Annotated in this window: 10 protein-coding genes; 4 read left to right on the top strand and 6 right to left on the bottom strand. The window is 71.7% G+C overall.

Annotation, left to right across the window (positions count from 1 at the left end; genetic code table 11):
* Window positions 1–143: 143 nt before the first annotated feature.
* A complete protein-coding gene (locus tag ACGFMP_RS36555; protein WP_393678331.1) occupies window positions 144–1,976 on the bottom strand; it encodes a right-handed parallel beta-helix repeat-containing protein in 1,833 nt (610 codons plus the stop codon).
* A gap of 333 nt (window positions 1,977–2,309) precedes the next feature.
* Between ACGFMP_RS36555 and ACGFMP_RS36560 the strand changes: the two genes are divergently transcribed.
* Window positions 2,310–4,607 carry a glycoside hydrolase family 3 N-terminal domain-containing protein gene (locus ACGFMP_RS36560; RefSeq protein ID WP_393678332.1) on the top strand — a complete coding sequence of 766 codons (2,298 nt, stop codon included), beginning with the start codon at window positions 2,310–2,312 and terminating at the stop codon, window positions 4,605–4,607.
* A 127-nt stretch (window positions 4,608–4,734) separates the two neighbouring features.
* Here ACGFMP_RS36560 and ACGFMP_RS36565 read toward each other — a convergent pair whose 3' ends face one another.
* Window positions 4,735–6,159 (bottom strand): MFS transporter, encoded by a 1,425-nt coding sequence (locus tag ACGFMP_RS36565; protein ID WP_393678334.1) that lies wholly within the window; start codon window positions 6,157–6,159, stop codon window positions 4,735–4,737.
* A gap of 138 nt (window positions 6,160–6,297) precedes the next feature.
* Here ACGFMP_RS36565 and ACGFMP_RS36570 point away from each other — a divergent pair, with 138 nt between their 5' ends.
* The 3 genes from ACGFMP_RS36570 (at window position 6,298) to ACGFMP_RS36580 (ending at window position 11,375) form a co-directional block, all read left to right on the top strand.
* A complete protein-coding gene (locus tag ACGFMP_RS36570; RefSeq protein ID WP_393678336.1) occupies window positions 6,298–6,972 on the top strand; it encodes a TetR/AcrR family transcriptional regulator in 675 nt (224 codons plus the stop codon).
* 308 nt (window positions 6,973–7,280) lie between these two features.
* Window positions 7,281–9,680: an endonuclease/exonuclease/phosphatase family protein gene (locus ACGFMP_RS36575; protein ID WP_393678366.1), complete on the top strand. Its 2,400-nt coding sequence runs from the start codon at window positions 7,281–7,283 to the stop codon at window positions 9,678–9,680.
* 276 nt (window positions 9,681–9,956) lie between these two features.
* Complete coding sequence (locus ACGFMP_RS36580) at window positions 9,957–11,375, top strand: discoidin domain-containing protein (RefSeq protein ID WP_393678337.1); 1,419 nt, start codon at window positions 9,957–9,959, stop codon at window positions 11,373–11,375.
* Window positions 11,376–11,461: 86 nt separating this feature from the next.
* Here ACGFMP_RS36580 and ACGFMP_RS36585 read toward each other — a convergent pair whose 3' ends face one another.
* From ACGFMP_RS36585 to ACGFMP_RS36600, 4 genes are all read right to left on the bottom strand, one after another.
* Window positions 11,462–12,397, bottom strand: coding sequence for an NADP-dependent oxidoreductase (locus ACGFMP_RS36585; RefSeq protein WP_393678339.1), 936 nt, complete (start codon window positions 12,395–12,397; stop codon window positions 11,462–11,464).
* 5 nt (window positions 12,398–12,402) lie between these two features.
* Window positions 12,403–12,918: a hypothetical protein gene (locus ACGFMP_RS36590; protein WP_393678341.1), complete on the bottom strand. Its 516-nt coding sequence runs from the start codon at window positions 12,916–12,918 to the stop codon at window positions 12,403–12,405.
* 444 nt (window positions 12,919–13,362) lie between these two features.
* Window positions 13,363–13,905: an ATP-binding protein gene (locus tag ACGFMP_RS36595; protein ID WP_393678342.1), complete on the bottom strand. Its 543-nt coding sequence runs from the start codon at window positions 13,903–13,905 to the stop codon at window positions 13,363–13,365.
* A 288-nt stretch (window positions 13,906–14,193) separates the two neighbouring features.
* The gene (locus ACGFMP_RS36600; protein ID WP_393678343.1) at window positions 14,194–14,961 is read right to left on the bottom strand and encodes an enoyl-CoA hydratase/isomerase family protein; all 768 of its coding nucleotides are present in this window, start codon (window positions 14,959–14,961) and stop codon (window positions 14,194–14,196) included.
* Between the last annotated feature and the right edge of the window lie 31 nt (window positions 14,962–14,992).

Here is a 14,992-nt window from a genome sequence, read left to right on the forward strand (position 1 = left end):
CGCGTTTTAAAAAAACAATATTTTATATCCAAACCCCGCGCGGCGGGGGGGCGCGGGCCGGCGCCGCCCCCCGCCCCCCCCCGCCCCACCGGGGGGGGCCGGCCCGCGGGGGCGGCCGCACCTCCCTGCGTCGCACAGCGGGCTTACGAGCTGGTGACCACGACGTTGTCGAAGTCGGCCGTGGCGTCGAAGGTGCTCAGGCCGACCCTTCCGCTGCCGAAGCTGCCGTCGCTCGCGCTGACGACCGACCGGCCGTTGACGTATCCGGTCAGCGCGCTGCCCTGGGCGGACAGCCGCAGGGTGTAGGGCACCCCGGTGTCGACCGTGAAGGACACGCTGCCGAGCACCTTGCTCGTGCCGCCGGTCACCCGCCGGATCTCGGCCTTGTTCGCGTCGCGCAGGACGAGGGCGTAGTAGTTCGACGCGTCCTGGACCCGGGCCAGGACGGCGACGTATTCGCCCGAGCCCTGGAAGAGGGTGGGCGTCACCGTGGCCTGGACGCTCTGTGCGCCCCAGGACGAGCCGGCCAGGGCGGACGCGGAGGCGGCCACCGTGGACTGGGTCAGGACGTGCGAGCCGTTCGACCTGACCGCCCATGAACCGCCGCTGGTGGTCCAGCCGTTCGCGTTGCCGTCCTCGAAGTCGTCGGTGAGGAGCTGGCCGCCGGTGGGCGGGGTGGTCGGAGGCGTCGTCGGCGGGGTGGTGGGCGGGGTGGTGGGGGGCGTCGTCGGTGGCGTGGTGGGGGGCGTCGTCGGCGGGTTCGTCGGCGGCTTGCCGCCGAAGGTCACCGCCAGGCTGCCGTCGGTGTTGAAGGCCCAGTTCAGCGCGCCGCTGTAGGAGGAGCAGCGGGACCCGTTGGTGCCGGACCAGAACTGGTTGGAGCTGTCGGCGTCGCCGATGGTCTTGTCGTTCGACCCGTCGACGGAGAACCGGCAGGAGGTGTTGCCGCGGAAGACGGAGGTGCCCTCGTCGAAGGAGTAGTTCCGCTCCGCGTTGTCGATGCTGACGTTGCCGGAGATCGTCAGCGTGCCCGGGTTGCTGTTGTACGTGAACCCGTGGTGGCCGTTGCCGTAGGCGATGTTGTTCCGGACGATGTGGTTGACCTTGATGTCCTCGCCGCCGAGCTTGAAGCCGTTGCGGTCGCCTGCGGAGTTCACGGTGCCGTTGGACAGCGTGCCGTTGCCGTACGACAGGGAGTTCTCGATGGTCACGACGCCGATGGGTCCTGTGTCGGTCTTGGTGTAGAGGTCCCAGCCGTCGTCGATGTTGTTGTGCGACACGTCGTAGCGGAAGACGTTCCCCGGGCCTGCGGTGAGCTTGGCGGCGAAGCCGTCGGCGTCCTCGCCGTCGGAGTCGGAGTTGTCGTGCGACTCCGAGCTGAGGATGAGGTTGTTCGACGGCCACTGGGACTGGGGGGTGCTGGAGGCCGTACGGGATATCTGGAGCCCGGAGTCGTGGTTGAAGGCCGTCACCGTGCGCTCGACGATGTTGTTGCTGCCGCCGATGAAGATCCCGTTGTCGCCCGCGCGCTGCACGGTGAGGCCGTAGATGTGCCAGTAGTTGCCGTTGAGCGCGAGCCCGCGGTTCGAGTCGGCCTCGGCCATGGCGGAGAAGTTGAGCACCGGGGCCTCGCCCGGGTAGGCGGACAGCTCCTTGAGGGCGCCCGAGGTGCCGTTGTTGCCCTGCGCGATGTTGACCGTCGTGGAGTAGTTGTACGTGCCGCCGCGCAGGTAGATCGTGCCGCCCGCGGTGATGCGGGTGATCGCCGAGGTGAGGGTCGTCGGCGCGGACTCCGTGCCCGCGGCACCGTCGGTGCCGCTCGGGGAGACGAACAGGGCGTTGCTGTTGATCTGCGGCTGTGCGGCTTGCGAGATGGAGGGATGGAGCGCGAGCAGTCCCGCTGACGCGAGGACCGCCGCACCCACGGCGGCCGCGGCTTTCTGCCGCCGGGCAGGGGACATCGGAGTGTGTTTCACGGTGCTGAGACCTCTCGTCCAGAGGTGCGGTGGGGGGCCGCCGTGGGGTCGGCGGATCAGCTGCATGAAAGCGGTTACTAGCCTGCTTGACCCCCAATAGGGCCAGGCAGACCTACTCTTGTCGCGTACAGGCCATGGCGCGGGGATCAAAGTAGCAAGCGCTTGCTGTCGCGTCAACGACCCGCCCTCACGGGACTGCACCGGTTGAGCACCGCACGCCCCCCGACCTGCGACTGCCCCAACCCTTGACATGACCCGGCCGCACTGGCCTCATCTATGGGAGCGCTCCCACACTCCATGGCCCCCCACGGCCTCCCCCCATACGGAGTCCCCATGCCCAGACGCACGTACCGCAGAGCGGGTGTCGCCGTCGGCGCCGTCCTCGCGATGCTCCTCCTCACCGACGCGGCGGTGGACGCCACCGCCGCCACGACCGCCGCCGGCGGCGCGGCGGGATCGGCCGCCGCACCGCAGGCGGCGGGACTGCCCTACCAGGACCCGTCGTTGCCCGTGTCCCAGCGGGTGGACGACCTGCTGGCGCGGATGTCGCTCGACGAGAAGGTCGGGCAGATGACCCAGGTCGACAGGACCGCGCTGGCCGCCGCGCCCGGCGACCTGGCGGCCTACCGCATCGGCTCCGTGCTCTCGGGCGGCGGCTCGGCGCCGAGCACGAACAACGCGGGCGCCTGGGCCGACATGTACGACGGCTTCCAGCGGACCGCGCTGGGCACGCCGCTGGGCATCCCGATGATCTACGGCATCGACGCGGTGCACGGCGACAACAACGTCTACGGCGCCACCGTCTTCCCGCACGACATCGGGCTCGGCGCCACCCGCGACCCGGCGCTGGTGCAGCAGGTCGGACGGGTCACCGCGGAGGAGGTGTCGGGGACCGGCGTCGACTGGGACTTCGCCCCGTGCCTGTGCGTGGCCCGCAACGACCGCTGGGGCCGGACGTACGAGTCCTTCGGCGAGACGCCCGACCTGCCGTCGCAGATGACCACCGAGATCACCGGGCTCCAGGGCGCGACGCTGGGCGGACCGGCCTCGGTACTGGCCACCGCCAAGCACTACATCGGCGACGGCGGCACGGACGGCGGGGTCAACGAGGGCAACGCGACCCTGTCGGAGGCCGACCTGAGGGCCATCCACCTGCCGCCGTTCAAGGCCGCGGTGGACCGCGGGGTCGGCGCGGTCATGGTGTCGTACAGCAGCTGGAACGGCGTCAAGGACCACGCCAACCGCTACCTGGTCACCGACCTGCTCAAGGGCGAGCTCGGCTTCTCCGGGTTCGTGGTGTCGGACTGGGCCGGCGTGGACAAGATCGACGGGCGGACCGGCTTCACCGCCGCCGAGGTGGCGACCGCCGTGAACGCCGGCATCGACATGGTGATGGTGCCGACCGACTACAAGGCCTTCGTCGCCGACCTGAAGAGCGACGTGAGCAGCGGCACGGTGACCATGGCGCGGATCGACGACGCCAACCGGCGGATCCTCACCAAGAAATTCCAGCTCGGGCTGTTCGAGCACCCGTTGACCGACCGCTCCTACACCTCCACGGTCGGCTCCGCCGCGCACCGGGCCGTCGCCCGGCAGGCGGTGCGCGAGTCGCAGGTGCTGCTGAAGAACGACGGCGGAGTGCTGCCGCTGGCCAAGTCCGCCAAGGTCTTCGTGGCCGGGAAGTCCGCCGACGACATCGGCAACCAGAGCGGCGGCTGGACGATCAGCTGGCAGGGTTCGAGCGGCGCGATCACCCCGGGGACGACCATCCTCCAGGGCATCAGGTCCGCGGTGGACAATCCCTCGCAGGTGACCTACAGCAAGAGCGGCGACGGTATCGACGGGTCGTACGCCGCCGCGATCGCGGTCGTCGGCGAGACCCCGTACGCGGAGGGCCAGGGCGACCGCACCGGCTCGATGGGCCTGGACCAGACCGACCTGGCCACGCTCGCCAAGCTGAAGGCCAGCGGGGTGCCGGTGGTCACCGTGCTGGTGTCCGGCCGGCCGCTGGACATCGCCGCCCAGCTCCCCGACTGGAAGGCCCTGGTGGCCGCATGGCTGCCGGGCACCGAGGGCAACGGCGTGTCCGACGTGCTCTTCGGCGACTACGCGCCCAGCGGGAAGCTGCCGGTGTCGTGGATGCAGAGCGCCTCGCAGGAGCCGATCAACGACGGCGACGGCAAGACGCCGCTCTTCGCGTACGGCTACGGGCTGACGTACGGCACGACGACCCCGCCGACCACACCCCCGCCCACGACGCCGCCTCCCACCACGCCCCCTCCGACCACCCCGCCGCCCACGACTCCCCCGCCCACCACCCCGCCGCCCGGGTCCGGCTGCACCGCGACGTTCACGGTCACCAACGCCTGGTCCGGCGGCTTCCAGGCGGACGTCACCGTCGCCAACCCTGGCACCTCCGCACTGCACGGCTGGAAGGTCGCCTGGTCGGCGCCGACCGCGACGATCACCAGCCTGTGGAACGGCACGCTCGCGCAGAGCGGCTCCTCCGTCACCGTGACCAACGCCCCCTACAACGGCGCGGTCTCCCCCGGCGCGTCGATCTCCTTCGGCTTCACCGCGAACGGCACCCCCGGCTCCCCGCCGCCCGTGCCGGTGTGCACGGCGAGCTGAGGGCGGTCCCGGCGAGGCGGGGCGCGGCCTGACGGCCCGCCACCGCCGCCTGGGCCGAGGCGCGGTACGGGTGCGGGGCCGGGGGCGTACTCCCCCGGCCCCGCACCCGTGAGCACCCGGCCCGGGGCTACGCCGCTGCCGCCGCGCCGGCGATCTGGTCGGCGCTCGGAGCGAGCCGGGGCGAGAGCAGGGTGACCACGAAGGTGCCGGCGCTGAAGGCCGCGGCCACCAGCAGGCCGCGGTGGAAGCCGTCCACCAGGGCGTCGGACTGCGCGGCGCCGCCGGCCAGCGCGTGGGCGGTGCGGGAGGTGGCCAGAGTGGTGACGACGGCGAGCCCGACCGCCCCGCCGACCTGCTGGAAGGCGGTGAAGACACCGGAAGCGGCGCCGGCGTCGGTGTGGGTGACGTCGACGACCGCCGCGATCTGGGCCGGCACCGAGACCGCGATGATGCCGAGGCCGAACAGGACGATGCCGGGCAGGATCTGGCTCGTGTACGAGCCGGTGGCGTCGGCACGGGAGAGCAGCAGCAGGCCGGCCACGCTGAGCAGGGTGCCCGCCGTCTGCACGGGGCGGGTGCCGAAGCGGGTGATCAGCGGGGTGGCCAGCACGGCAGCGGCGATGGCGGCGCCGCCCATCGGCAGGAATTCGACCCCGGCTCGCAGCGCGCTGTCGCCGCGCACCTGCTGGAGGAAGATCGCGGTCAGGTAGAACATCGCCAGGAAGGCCGCGCCGGTCAGGGCGATGGCACCGCCGGAGCTGCTCAGGGCGCGCGACCTGAGCAGCCGCATCGGCACCAGCGGTGCCTTGATGCGGGTCTCGACCACCAGGAAGGCGGCGAGCAGCAGCACGCCGACGACCAGGCAGCCGATGACCTCGGGCGAGGACCAGCCGAGCGGTTCGGCGCGCACCACCGCGTAGACCACGCCGAGCAGCCCGCCGGTGGCGAACACCGCGCCGAGCGCGTCGAAGGAGCGGTTGCCGGCGTGCGGCGGCACGTGGCGGACGATCAGCGGGGTGACGGCGACCAGGGCGATCACGATCGGCACGTTGACGATGAAGACCCAGCGCCAGCTGAGCGAGTCGACGAGGAAGCCGCCTGCGACCACTCCGAGGGTGCCGCCGAGACCGGCGAGGCCGCCCCAGACGCCCATGGCGATGTTGCGCTCCTTGCCGTGCGGGAAGGTCACGGTGAGGATGCCGAGCGCGGCGGGCGACAGCAGCGCCCCGCCGAGGCCCTGCAGGGTGCGGGCCGCGATGAGCAGGCCGGGTGAGCCGGCCAGGCCGCCGGCCAGCGAGGTCGCGCCGAACAGTACGAGGCCGGTGACGAACACCCGGCGCGACCCGAGCAGGTCGGCCGCCCGGCCGCCGAGCAGCAGGAAGCCGCCGAAGACCAGGGTGTAGGCGCTGATCACCCACTGGAGGCCGTCGACGGTGAAGCCGAGGTCGGTCTGGATGTGCGGCAGCGCGACGTTCACGATCGTCACGTCGAGCACCACGATGAACTGGGCGAGGGCCAACACGGTCAGCGTGGCCCAGGGACTGCGTCGCATAGCAACCTCAAGGGAATGTTTACAGCGTATGCTTACGGCGCAACCATACAGGCATTGCTTACTTTGTAAACATGCATGCGGTGTGTACGCTGTACACCGCGAAGGGGTGGTTGTCGAGCGAAAGGCGGTCGAGCGGACATGGCGGCTCAGAAGCGTTTGAACCGTGACGAGCTGATCACCACCGCGCTGGCCGTCGCCGATGCCGAGGGCCTCGACGCGGTGACCATCCGCCGGGTCGCCCAGCTCCACGACGTCACCCCGATGGCCCTCTACCGGCACTTCCCCGACAAGGAGGGCCTGCTGGTCGCCCTCGCGGGGCGGCTGCTGTCAGGCACCGTGCTGCCAGAGCCCGACGACCGGCCCTGGCACGAGCAGTTGCGCGACGTGCTGAGCGGCTTCCTCGACGCCCTGCGCCCGCACCCCAACGCGGCCATGCTGGTCTTCAACGGCATGGTGACCACCGAGCCGGGCCTCGCCATCACCGAGCGGTCGCTCGCACTGATGGCCGAGGGCGGCATGTCGGTGGAGCGCAGCGCGGAGACCGCGAGCCAGATCCTCGGCTCGCTGGTCGCGCTGGCCATCGCGGAGCCGGGGCGCGACCTGGGCCCCGACCCCGAGGCCAACGAGGACGCGGTGCGCGCCAAGCGCGCCACCCTGCTCGCCCTGTCCCCCCGCCGCTACCCGCACATCGTCGCCGCCGCCGACGCGCTCGCGGCCTGCTCCGACCAGGAGCTGTACTTCGACCGGGGCATCGACCTGATCGTCACCGGCATACGCGACGCCGCCCGCGCCGAGGCGGCCGGCGCTCGCTGACCCCCGCACGGCGCCCGGGACAGCAGAGGCGTACGTGACAGGCGGTCACCCGCCGGCAGCCGGACGTATCGGCCGGTAAGGCACAGGCACGGCACACAACACCCAGATTTAACCTCAACACACCTTCTGCGACCGGATCTACGCGCGTATCTTGAGGCCGACCGCGCACGCCCCGGCCCGGGGTGACGCGCCGTCACCACCAGCCGCTCCCATGAAGGAGAACCCCTCCGGTGTCGCACCCCTCTGAGGCCGCCGAGGCATCACCCCGATCCACGAGACCGCTTCCCGCGGGACTCCGCAAGCGATTCCTGCCGATCGGCATAGCCGGTGCCGTGGTGCTGGCCGGGGTGGGCGTGCACGCCGCCTTCGCCGCGCCGTCCGCCGACGCCGTGATCGCCGAGGTCTACGGGGGCGGCGGCAACTCCGGCGCCACCTTCACCAACGACTTCGTGGAGCTGGCCAACGCCGGAGCCGCACCGGTGGACCTGAGCACCTACAGCGTGCAGTACCTGCCGGGGGCGCCGTCCCCGACGTCCAAGTGGCAGGCCACCCCGCTCACCGGCTCGCTGGCCGGCGGCGGCCGCTTCCTGGTCCAGGAGGGCGCCGGCACCGGCGGCACCACCCCGCTGCCGGCGCCGGACGCCAGCGGGGCCATCAACATGTCGGGCACCACGGGCACCGTCGCGCTGGTCACCGGCGCCGACCCGCTGACCTGCCTCACCGCCGCGGACTGCGCCGCCGACCCGCGAGTCAAGGACCTGGTCGGCTACGGCACCGCGCTGGTGCACGAGGGCAGCGGCCCCGCGGCCGGCGCGAGCAACAGCGACTCGGTCACCCGGGGTGCGACGCTCGCCGACACCGACGACAACGCGGCGGACTTCACCGCGGGCGCGCCCACCCCGCAGAACTCGGGCGGCGGCACCCCGACCCAGCCGCCCACCACCCCGCCCACCACGCCGCCGCCCACCGGCACCGAGGCGAAGATCCACGACATCCAGGGCGACACCCGCAACTCGCCCTTCGCCGGCAAGGCGGTCACCGGCGCGACCGGCATCGTCACCGGGGTGCGGGCCTACGGCTCGTCGCAGGGCTTCTGGGTCCAGGACCCGAATCCGGACGCCGACCCCAGGACCAGCGAGGGCATCTTCGTCTTCACCGGCTCGACCAGCCCCGCGGTCGCCGTCGGCGACAGCGTCTCGGTGGCCGGCACCGTCTCGCAGTACTACCCGGGCGGCGCCGCCGCCGGCGGGCAGGCGGTCACCGAGATCACCAAGCCCACGGTGACCAAGCTGTCCTCGGGCAACGCCGTGCCCGCGCCCGTCGTGCTCGACGACAAGAGCGTCCCCGACGCCTTCGTGCCCAGCGCGGGCGGCGGCAGCATCGAGGACCTGCCGCTGCGGCCCGACGAGTACTCGCTCGACCTGTACGCGTCGCTCGAGGGCATGAACGTCAGGATCGACGACACCCGGGTGGTCGGCGCCAGCGACCCGTATTCGGAGCTGTGGGTCACGGTCAAGCCCAAGCAGAACCCCACCAAGCGCGGCGGGACCCTCTACACCGGCTACGACCAGCCCAACTCGGGCCGCCTGATGGTGCAGTCGCTGATCCCGACGGCCACTTCGCCCTTCCCGGCCGCGAACGTCGGCGACACCCTGCGCGGCACGACCACGGGCCCGCTCGACTACAACCAGTTCGCCGGTACGTACGCGCTCCAGGCCCGCACGCTGGGCACCGTCAAGAGCGGCGGCCTGGAGCCCGAGGTCACCGGCAAGGCGTCGTCCGACCAGGCCACCGTGGCCACGTACAACGTGGAGAACCTGGCACCCGGCAACCCGCAGTCGAAGTTCGACGCGCTCGCCCAGGGCCTGGTGCACAACCTGCGGTCGCCCGACATCGTGGCCCTCGAGGAGATCCAGGACAACAACGGCGCCACCGACGACGGCACCGTCGCTGCCGACCAGACGCTGACCAAGCTCACCGACGCGATCGTGGCGGCGGGCGGCCCGCGCTACCAGTGGCGGGAGATCGACCCCGTCAACGACAAGGACGGCGGCGAGCCCGGCGGCAACATCCGCTCGGTGTTCCTCTTCAACCCGCAGCGGGTCGGCTTCACCGACATCGCAGGCGGCGGCTCGACCACCCCGGTCGGCATCACCGGCACCGGCGACGGCACCTCGCTGACCGCCTCCCCCGGCCGGATCGCGCCCACCGACCAGGCCTGGAACACCAGCCGCAAGCCGCTGGTCGGCCAGTTCACCTTCCGCGGCAAGAAGCTGTTCGTGATCGCGAACCACTTCGACAGCAAGGGCGGCGACCAGGGCATCGACAGCCACCTCCAGCCGCCGGTGCGCAGCTCCGAGGTGCAGCGGGTGCGGCAGGCGATCGTGGAGCACGACTTCGTCAAGCAGCTGGAGACCGCCGACAAGCACGCAGACGTGGTGGTCCTCGGCGACCTGAACGACTACCAGTTCTCGCCGGCCGTGCAGAGCCTGACCGAGAACGGCACGGTGCTGACCGACCTGGTCGACACGCTGCCGGCCAAGGAGCGCTACTCGTACGTCTACGAGGGCAACTCGCAGGTGCTCGACCACATCCTGGTCAGCCCCGACCTCGGCAAGCACGTCGAGTACGACGTGGTGCACATCAACTCGGAGTTCGCGAACCAGACCAGCGACCACGACCCGCAGATCATCCGCGTGCGGCCGTAGCTCCCCTCATGGCGCCCCGGGCGCGCAGGCCTCCCCCTGCGCCCCGGGGCGCCCCCGTGCCCCGGCCCGGGGACACCGACGCCCGGCCCGGTAAGGGCTTTCGAGGGTGCGGGACCCAGCCGGCACCCCTGTTCACCTGCGTATCGTGCGCAACTCCTTGACGCCGCAATGGCGAGGCACTAGAAAACTCCCTGCTCGAAGAGAGCGCTCTCACGAACGTCCCAGCGGAGCGCCCAGCACCCCCCACATCGGGCTCATCGGGACAGGAGACCTCGCATGTCCAGCGGACACGCACCAACACCCCCCACCGGCCACCGCCGGCTGCGCACCAAGGCGCGGCTGACCCTGGCCGCGTTCACCGTCGGCGCGCTCAGCCTGGCAGGGCTCGCGGTCACCGCGGCGCCCGGCGGCGCGGCCACCCCCGCCGCGGCACCGGCAGCGGCGGCGGCAGCGGCGCCCGCCGCGGTCCCGGCGGCGCCGGCCGGCTTCACCACCACCTGGAGCGACGACTTCAGCGGCGGCGCCAACACCGGCGTGAACGGCGCGAACTGGAAGTACGACACCGGTCCCGGCAGCAGCTTCGGCACCGGCGAGATCGAGACGATGACCAACAGCACGTCCAACGTGTACCAGGACGGCAACGGCCACCTCGTGCTCAAGGCCCTGCACAGCGGCAGCGACGCGCGCTCGGGCTGGACGTCGGGCCGGATCGAGACGCAGGCGGCGACCTTCGGCGCGCCGGCCGGCGGCGTGGTGATGATGCAGTCGTCGATCCAGCAGCCCAACCTGACCACCGCCAACGGCGCAGGCTACTGGCCGGCCTTCTGGATGCTGGGCTCGACGCTGCGCAGCGGCGTGGGCTGGCCGACCTCGGGTGAGATCGACATCCTGGAGGACATCAACTCCCGCAGCTCCGTCTTCGGCACCCTGCACTGCGGCACCGGCTCGGGCGGACCCTGCCACGAGACGACCGGCATCGGCAGCGGCGAGCGGGCCTGCTCCGGCTGCCAGACCGGCTACCACACCTACGCGGTCCAGATCGACCGCTCCGTGTCGCCTGAGCAGATCCGCTGGTATCTGGACGGCGCCAACTACTTCACCGTGAACGCCACCCAGGTGGACGCCACGACCTGGGCGAACGCGGTCGACCACCCGTTCTTCATCATCTACGACCTGGCGATGGGCGGCGGCTTCCCCGACGCCTTCGGCGGCGGCCCCAACTCCGCCACCGTCTCCGGCGGCCAGATGAACATCGACTACGTCGCCGTCTACAACAAGGGCCCGGGCAGCACCACCCCGCCGCCCGCCGGCGGCAACCTCTCGCAGGGCAAGCCGGCCACCGCCTCCTCGACCGAGAACGGGAGCTTCCCCGCCGCCAACGCCGTGGACGGCAACACCGGCACCCGCTGGTCCAGCGCCTTCAGCGACCCGCAGTGGATCCAGGTGGACCTGGGCGCCAGCCACACCATCAGCCAGGTCAAGCTCGACTGGGAGGCCGCCTACGGCAAGGCCTTCCAGATCCAGACCTCGGCCAACGGCACCAACTGGACCACCGTCTACACCACGACCACCGGCACCGGCGGCAACCAGACGCTCAATGTCAGCGGCACCGGCCGCTACGTACGGGTCTACGGCACGCAGCGCTCCACCCCGTACGGCTATTCACTGTACGAATTCCAGGTCTTCGGCAGCTGACGGCCGCAGCGGGCCGGGCAGCGCGAGCCCCGTCCGACGGGCGGGCCGACCCGGGGTCCGGCCCGCCCCGCTGTTCCCGTGCGGCGTCAGGGCACCAGGATGATCTTGCCGGCCAGGTGTCCCGCCTCGCTCGCCCGCTGCGCGTCGGCCGCCTCGGCGAGCGGGTACGAGTGGTGGATGGCGACGGCCAGGGTGCCGGTGGCGTGCAGGGCGAGTGCCTCCGCGAAGGCGGGTCCGCCGAGGTAGCCGTCCGGGCCCGCGCCCGAGCTGAAGGCGACGCCGTACTCGCCGGCGGCGTCCGGGCCGGCGATGGTCAGCACCCGGTCCTTGTCCCCGGTCAGCTCGACAGAAGCGGCCAGCGACTCGGCGAGGCCCGTGGTGTCCAAGGCGGCGTCGACCCCCTCGGGGGCCGCGTCCCGCACCCGGTCGACGAGCCCGGGGCCGTAGGTGACGGGGATCGCGCCGAGCGCGCGCAGCCGCTCGTGGTTGGACACGCTCGCGGTGCCGACCACCCGCAGGCCGCGGGCGACCGCGAACTGCACGGCGAGGCTGCCGACGCCGCCCGCGGCTCCGTGCACGAGCAGCGTCTCGCCGCCGCGGACGCCGAGCACCTGGAGCGTGCGGTAGGCGGTCTCCGCGCCCACCGGCAGCGCGGCGGCCTCGGGGAAGCCCAGGTCGGACGGCTTGACGGCGAGCCTGACGGCCTCGGCGAGCGCGAGTTCCGCGTAGGCCCCCGAGACCGTCGGCCCGAAGACCTCCTGGCCGGCGGTGAGCCCGCTGACGCCCTCGCCGACGGACTCCACCACACCCGAGGCCTCCACGCCCGGCACATGCGGCAGCTCCACCGTGAAGACCTGGTTCATGTACCCGGCCCTGATCTTGTGGTCGAGCGGGTTGACGCCCGCCGCCCGTACCGCGATCCGCACCTGCCCGGGGCCGGGCTCCGGCACGTCGATCTCGGCCGGGTGCAGCACGTCGGCGGGGCCGAACTCGGTGAAGACGATGCCCTTGGCCTTGGTCATGGGTCTCACGATCCTTGCAGCAGTCGGGAACCTGAGGGGTACGGGACGGCGCGCCGCCCGGCACTGCCCATCGTCGCCGCCCGCTGCCGCAGCCGCTCGGGAATCCGGGCGACACCGGGTGTCGCGAAGACCACATGCCGCAGCAGCAGGAAGCGCGCCACCCCGGCGAGTCCTGAGGCGGCCAGGTAGACGCCCTGCCGCAGCAGCACACCGCCACCCGGGTGCACCCCCTCGAAGGCGAGCATGGCGCCGGTGGTGAAGGCGTAGGACAGCGCGACGGTCAGGCCGCTCGCGGCGTGGTCGCTCCAGCCGGCCCGGCCGCGTCCGAAGGTGAAGCGCCCGTGCAGCTCGGTGGCCAGGACCGTGGAGGCGACGGTGACCACGGCGTTGGCGACCGCGAAGGGGATCCGCTGGCCGATCAGCAGCAGCACACCACTGGCCAGCAGGGTGACGCCGCCGCCGCAGATCACGAAGCGGACGAAGGCGGCCACGGGTCCGCTGTGTGCCGTCGGCGCGGCCATGGTCAACTCCTCGGTCGGGGGCGGCCGCTGGGCGGCGACCGGCTCGTGGACGACTCTGTCGCAGCAGGTGGCCCCGGCCCATCCGGCGCATCCCCCATTGCGGGTTGGGGCTACCCCCACCCCCGTCTCAGGGTCATACCCGAGTCGTATCACCATTCAAAACATTAGAAGCCTATGAGGAGAATTTCCCGTGATTTACAAGGTGAGTGGTACACATCACCCCCATATCACTCGCCAATCTGTCGCATTTGCCCGATACAAGAGAGATGCACGGTTGACCCTGCCGCGCTCCGCGTGCGAGAGTCGTGCCAACGGCCGCCCGACCCGAGCACGGCCGTTCCACAGACGTCGCGGACCACACCCCCATGCTCCGCGGCGGTCACGAAGAGGCCCCGGCCGCAGTCGTCACCACGACGCGGGGGGCCTCTTCGCATTACCGCGGAACTACCGCTCGGGCACCCGCAGTTCGAACCAGGTGGTCTTGCCGCGCGCCTGGAGGTCGACGCCCCAGCGGTCCGAGAGCCGGTCGACAAGGAACAGGCCGCGACCGCTGATGTCCAGGTCGCCCACCGGCAGCAGGCAGGGCAGCGCCCGCGAGGGGTCGCGCACCTCGACCCGCACCCAGCCGCGCCGCCGCCGCATCCGCAGCCCGAAGCCGCGGGCGCCGGTGTGCCGTACCGCATTCCCGACCAGCTCCGAGACCAGCAGCTCCACGGTGTCGGCGTACTGCGGCAGCCCCCACAGCCGGACCACGGACAACGCCAGCCGGCGGGCGGTGGAGGCGGACTCGGGGCGCGAGGTCAGATGGACCTCGGCGACCGACGGGTCGCCCAGCAGGTCGAGCACGCCGCCCGCGGCGGCTTCGGTTCCGCTCTCGCCCCCGGCGTCACCACCGGCGTCGCCCGCAGCGGCGAGTACCGGTAAGGCACCCGCGGCGGTATTGGTGTCCACCCGCTGCGGCTGCTCGGATCCTCCCCTGGCCGCCATGGGTTCATCATGGCCGCACCGGCTGCGTTGCGAGTGGCAACCGTGGGAATTGGCGAAGGGGAATGACCACTTCCGTCCCACTGTTTCGGCATATTCCAGGGGCATTAATCACCCGGTAACTACCCGCTCCACCTGCGGTGTTGGTGAAGCCAACCATCCCGGTGATCAGTGGCGGCCCACGATTCCTTAAGACTGCCATAAGGCTCTCTTAAGGCGGGCCGCCACCGGCGGGCTATCGCCGTTCGATCACTTGTACGGGAATCGTACACAATTCGCACGGTCGGCGGATCAGCGGAATTCGGCCTTGCCGGGACCCTGCTCGATGAAGCTGCGCATGCCCGTCTCGCGGTCCGCGGTCGCGAACAGCCCGGCGAAGAGAGCGCGTTCGAGGGCGAGCCCGCTGTCCAGGTCGGTCTCGAGGCCCGCGTCCACCGCCTCCTTCGCCGCCCGCAGCGCGTAAGCGGGACCGCGGGCCAGCCGGCCGGCCCAGGCCAGCGCCCGCGCATGCACCTCGGACGCGGGCACCACCTGGTCGACCAGGCCGATGGACAGCGCCTCCGTGGCGCCCACCATCCGCCCGGTGAAGATCAGGTCCTTGGCGCGGGACGGGCCGACCAGCCGCGCCAGCCGCTGGGTGCCGCCCGCCCCCGGGATCAGCCCGAGCAGGATCTCCGGCTGGCCCAGCCTGGCGTCCTCCGCGGCGATCCTGATGTCCGCGCACAGCGCCAGCTCGCAGCCGCCGCCGAGGGCGTACCCGGTCACCGCGGCCACCACCGGCTTGGGGATCCGTGCCACCGCGGTGAAGGCCTCCTGCAACGGGCCCGACCGGTCGACCATGTCCTCGTAGGACATGGCCTGCATCTCCTTGATGTCCGCGCCGGCCGCGAACACCTTCTCGCCGCCCCACAGCACCACCGCCCGCACGTCCGGCCGTGCCGCCGCCTCCCGCGCGACCTCCCTGAGGCGGTCCTGGGTGGCACTGTCCAGCGCATTCATCGGCGGCCGGTCCAGCCGGATCGTGCCGACGCCTTCGTCGACTTCGAGGGTCACAGTCATGCCCGCGAGACTACGACGGCCCCGTCCTACG

This window comes from Streptomyces sp. NPDC049040 (assembly GCF_043197715.1).
Taxonomy (GTDB): Bacteria; Actinomycetota; Actinomycetes; order Streptomycetales; family Streptomycetaceae; genus Actinacidiphila.

What these genes read in the sequence shown, in the direction of transcription:
- ACGFMP_RS36570 (WP_393678336.1), top strand. Translation starts at nt 6,298, where the DNA reads ATGGCGGCTCAGAAGCGTTTGAACCGTGACGAGCTGATCACCACCGCG.
- ACGFMP_RS36560 (WP_393678332.1), top strand. Translation starts at nt 2,310, where the DNA reads ATGCCCAGACGCACGTACCGCAGAGCGGGTGTCGCCGTCGGCGCCGTC.
- ACGFMP_RS36600 (WP_393678343.1), bottom strand. Translation starts at nt 14,961, where the DNA reads ATGACTGTGACCCTCGAAGTCGACGAAGGCGTCGGCACGATCCGGCTG.
- ACGFMP_RS36580 (WP_393678337.1), top strand. Translation starts at nt 9,957, where the DNA reads ATGTCCAGCGGACACGCACCAACACCCCCCACCGGCCACCGCCGGCTG.
- ACGFMP_RS36585 (WP_393678339.1), bottom strand. Translation starts at nt 12,397, where the DNA reads ATGACCAAGGCCAAGGGCATCGTCTTCACCGAGTTCGGCCCCGCCGAC.
- ACGFMP_RS36590 (WP_393678341.1), bottom strand. Translation starts at nt 12,918, where the DNA reads ATGGCCGCGCCGACGGCACACAGCGGACCCGTGGCCGCCTTCGTCCGC.
- ACGFMP_RS36565 (WP_393678334.1), bottom strand. Translation starts at nt 6,159, where the DNA reads ATGCGACGCAGTCCCTGGGCCACGCTGACCGTGTTGGCCCTCGCCCAG.
- ACGFMP_RS36595 (WP_393678342.1), bottom strand. Translation starts at nt 13,905, where the DNA reads ATGGCGGCCAGGGGAGGATCCGAGCAGCCGCAGCGGGTGGACACCAAT.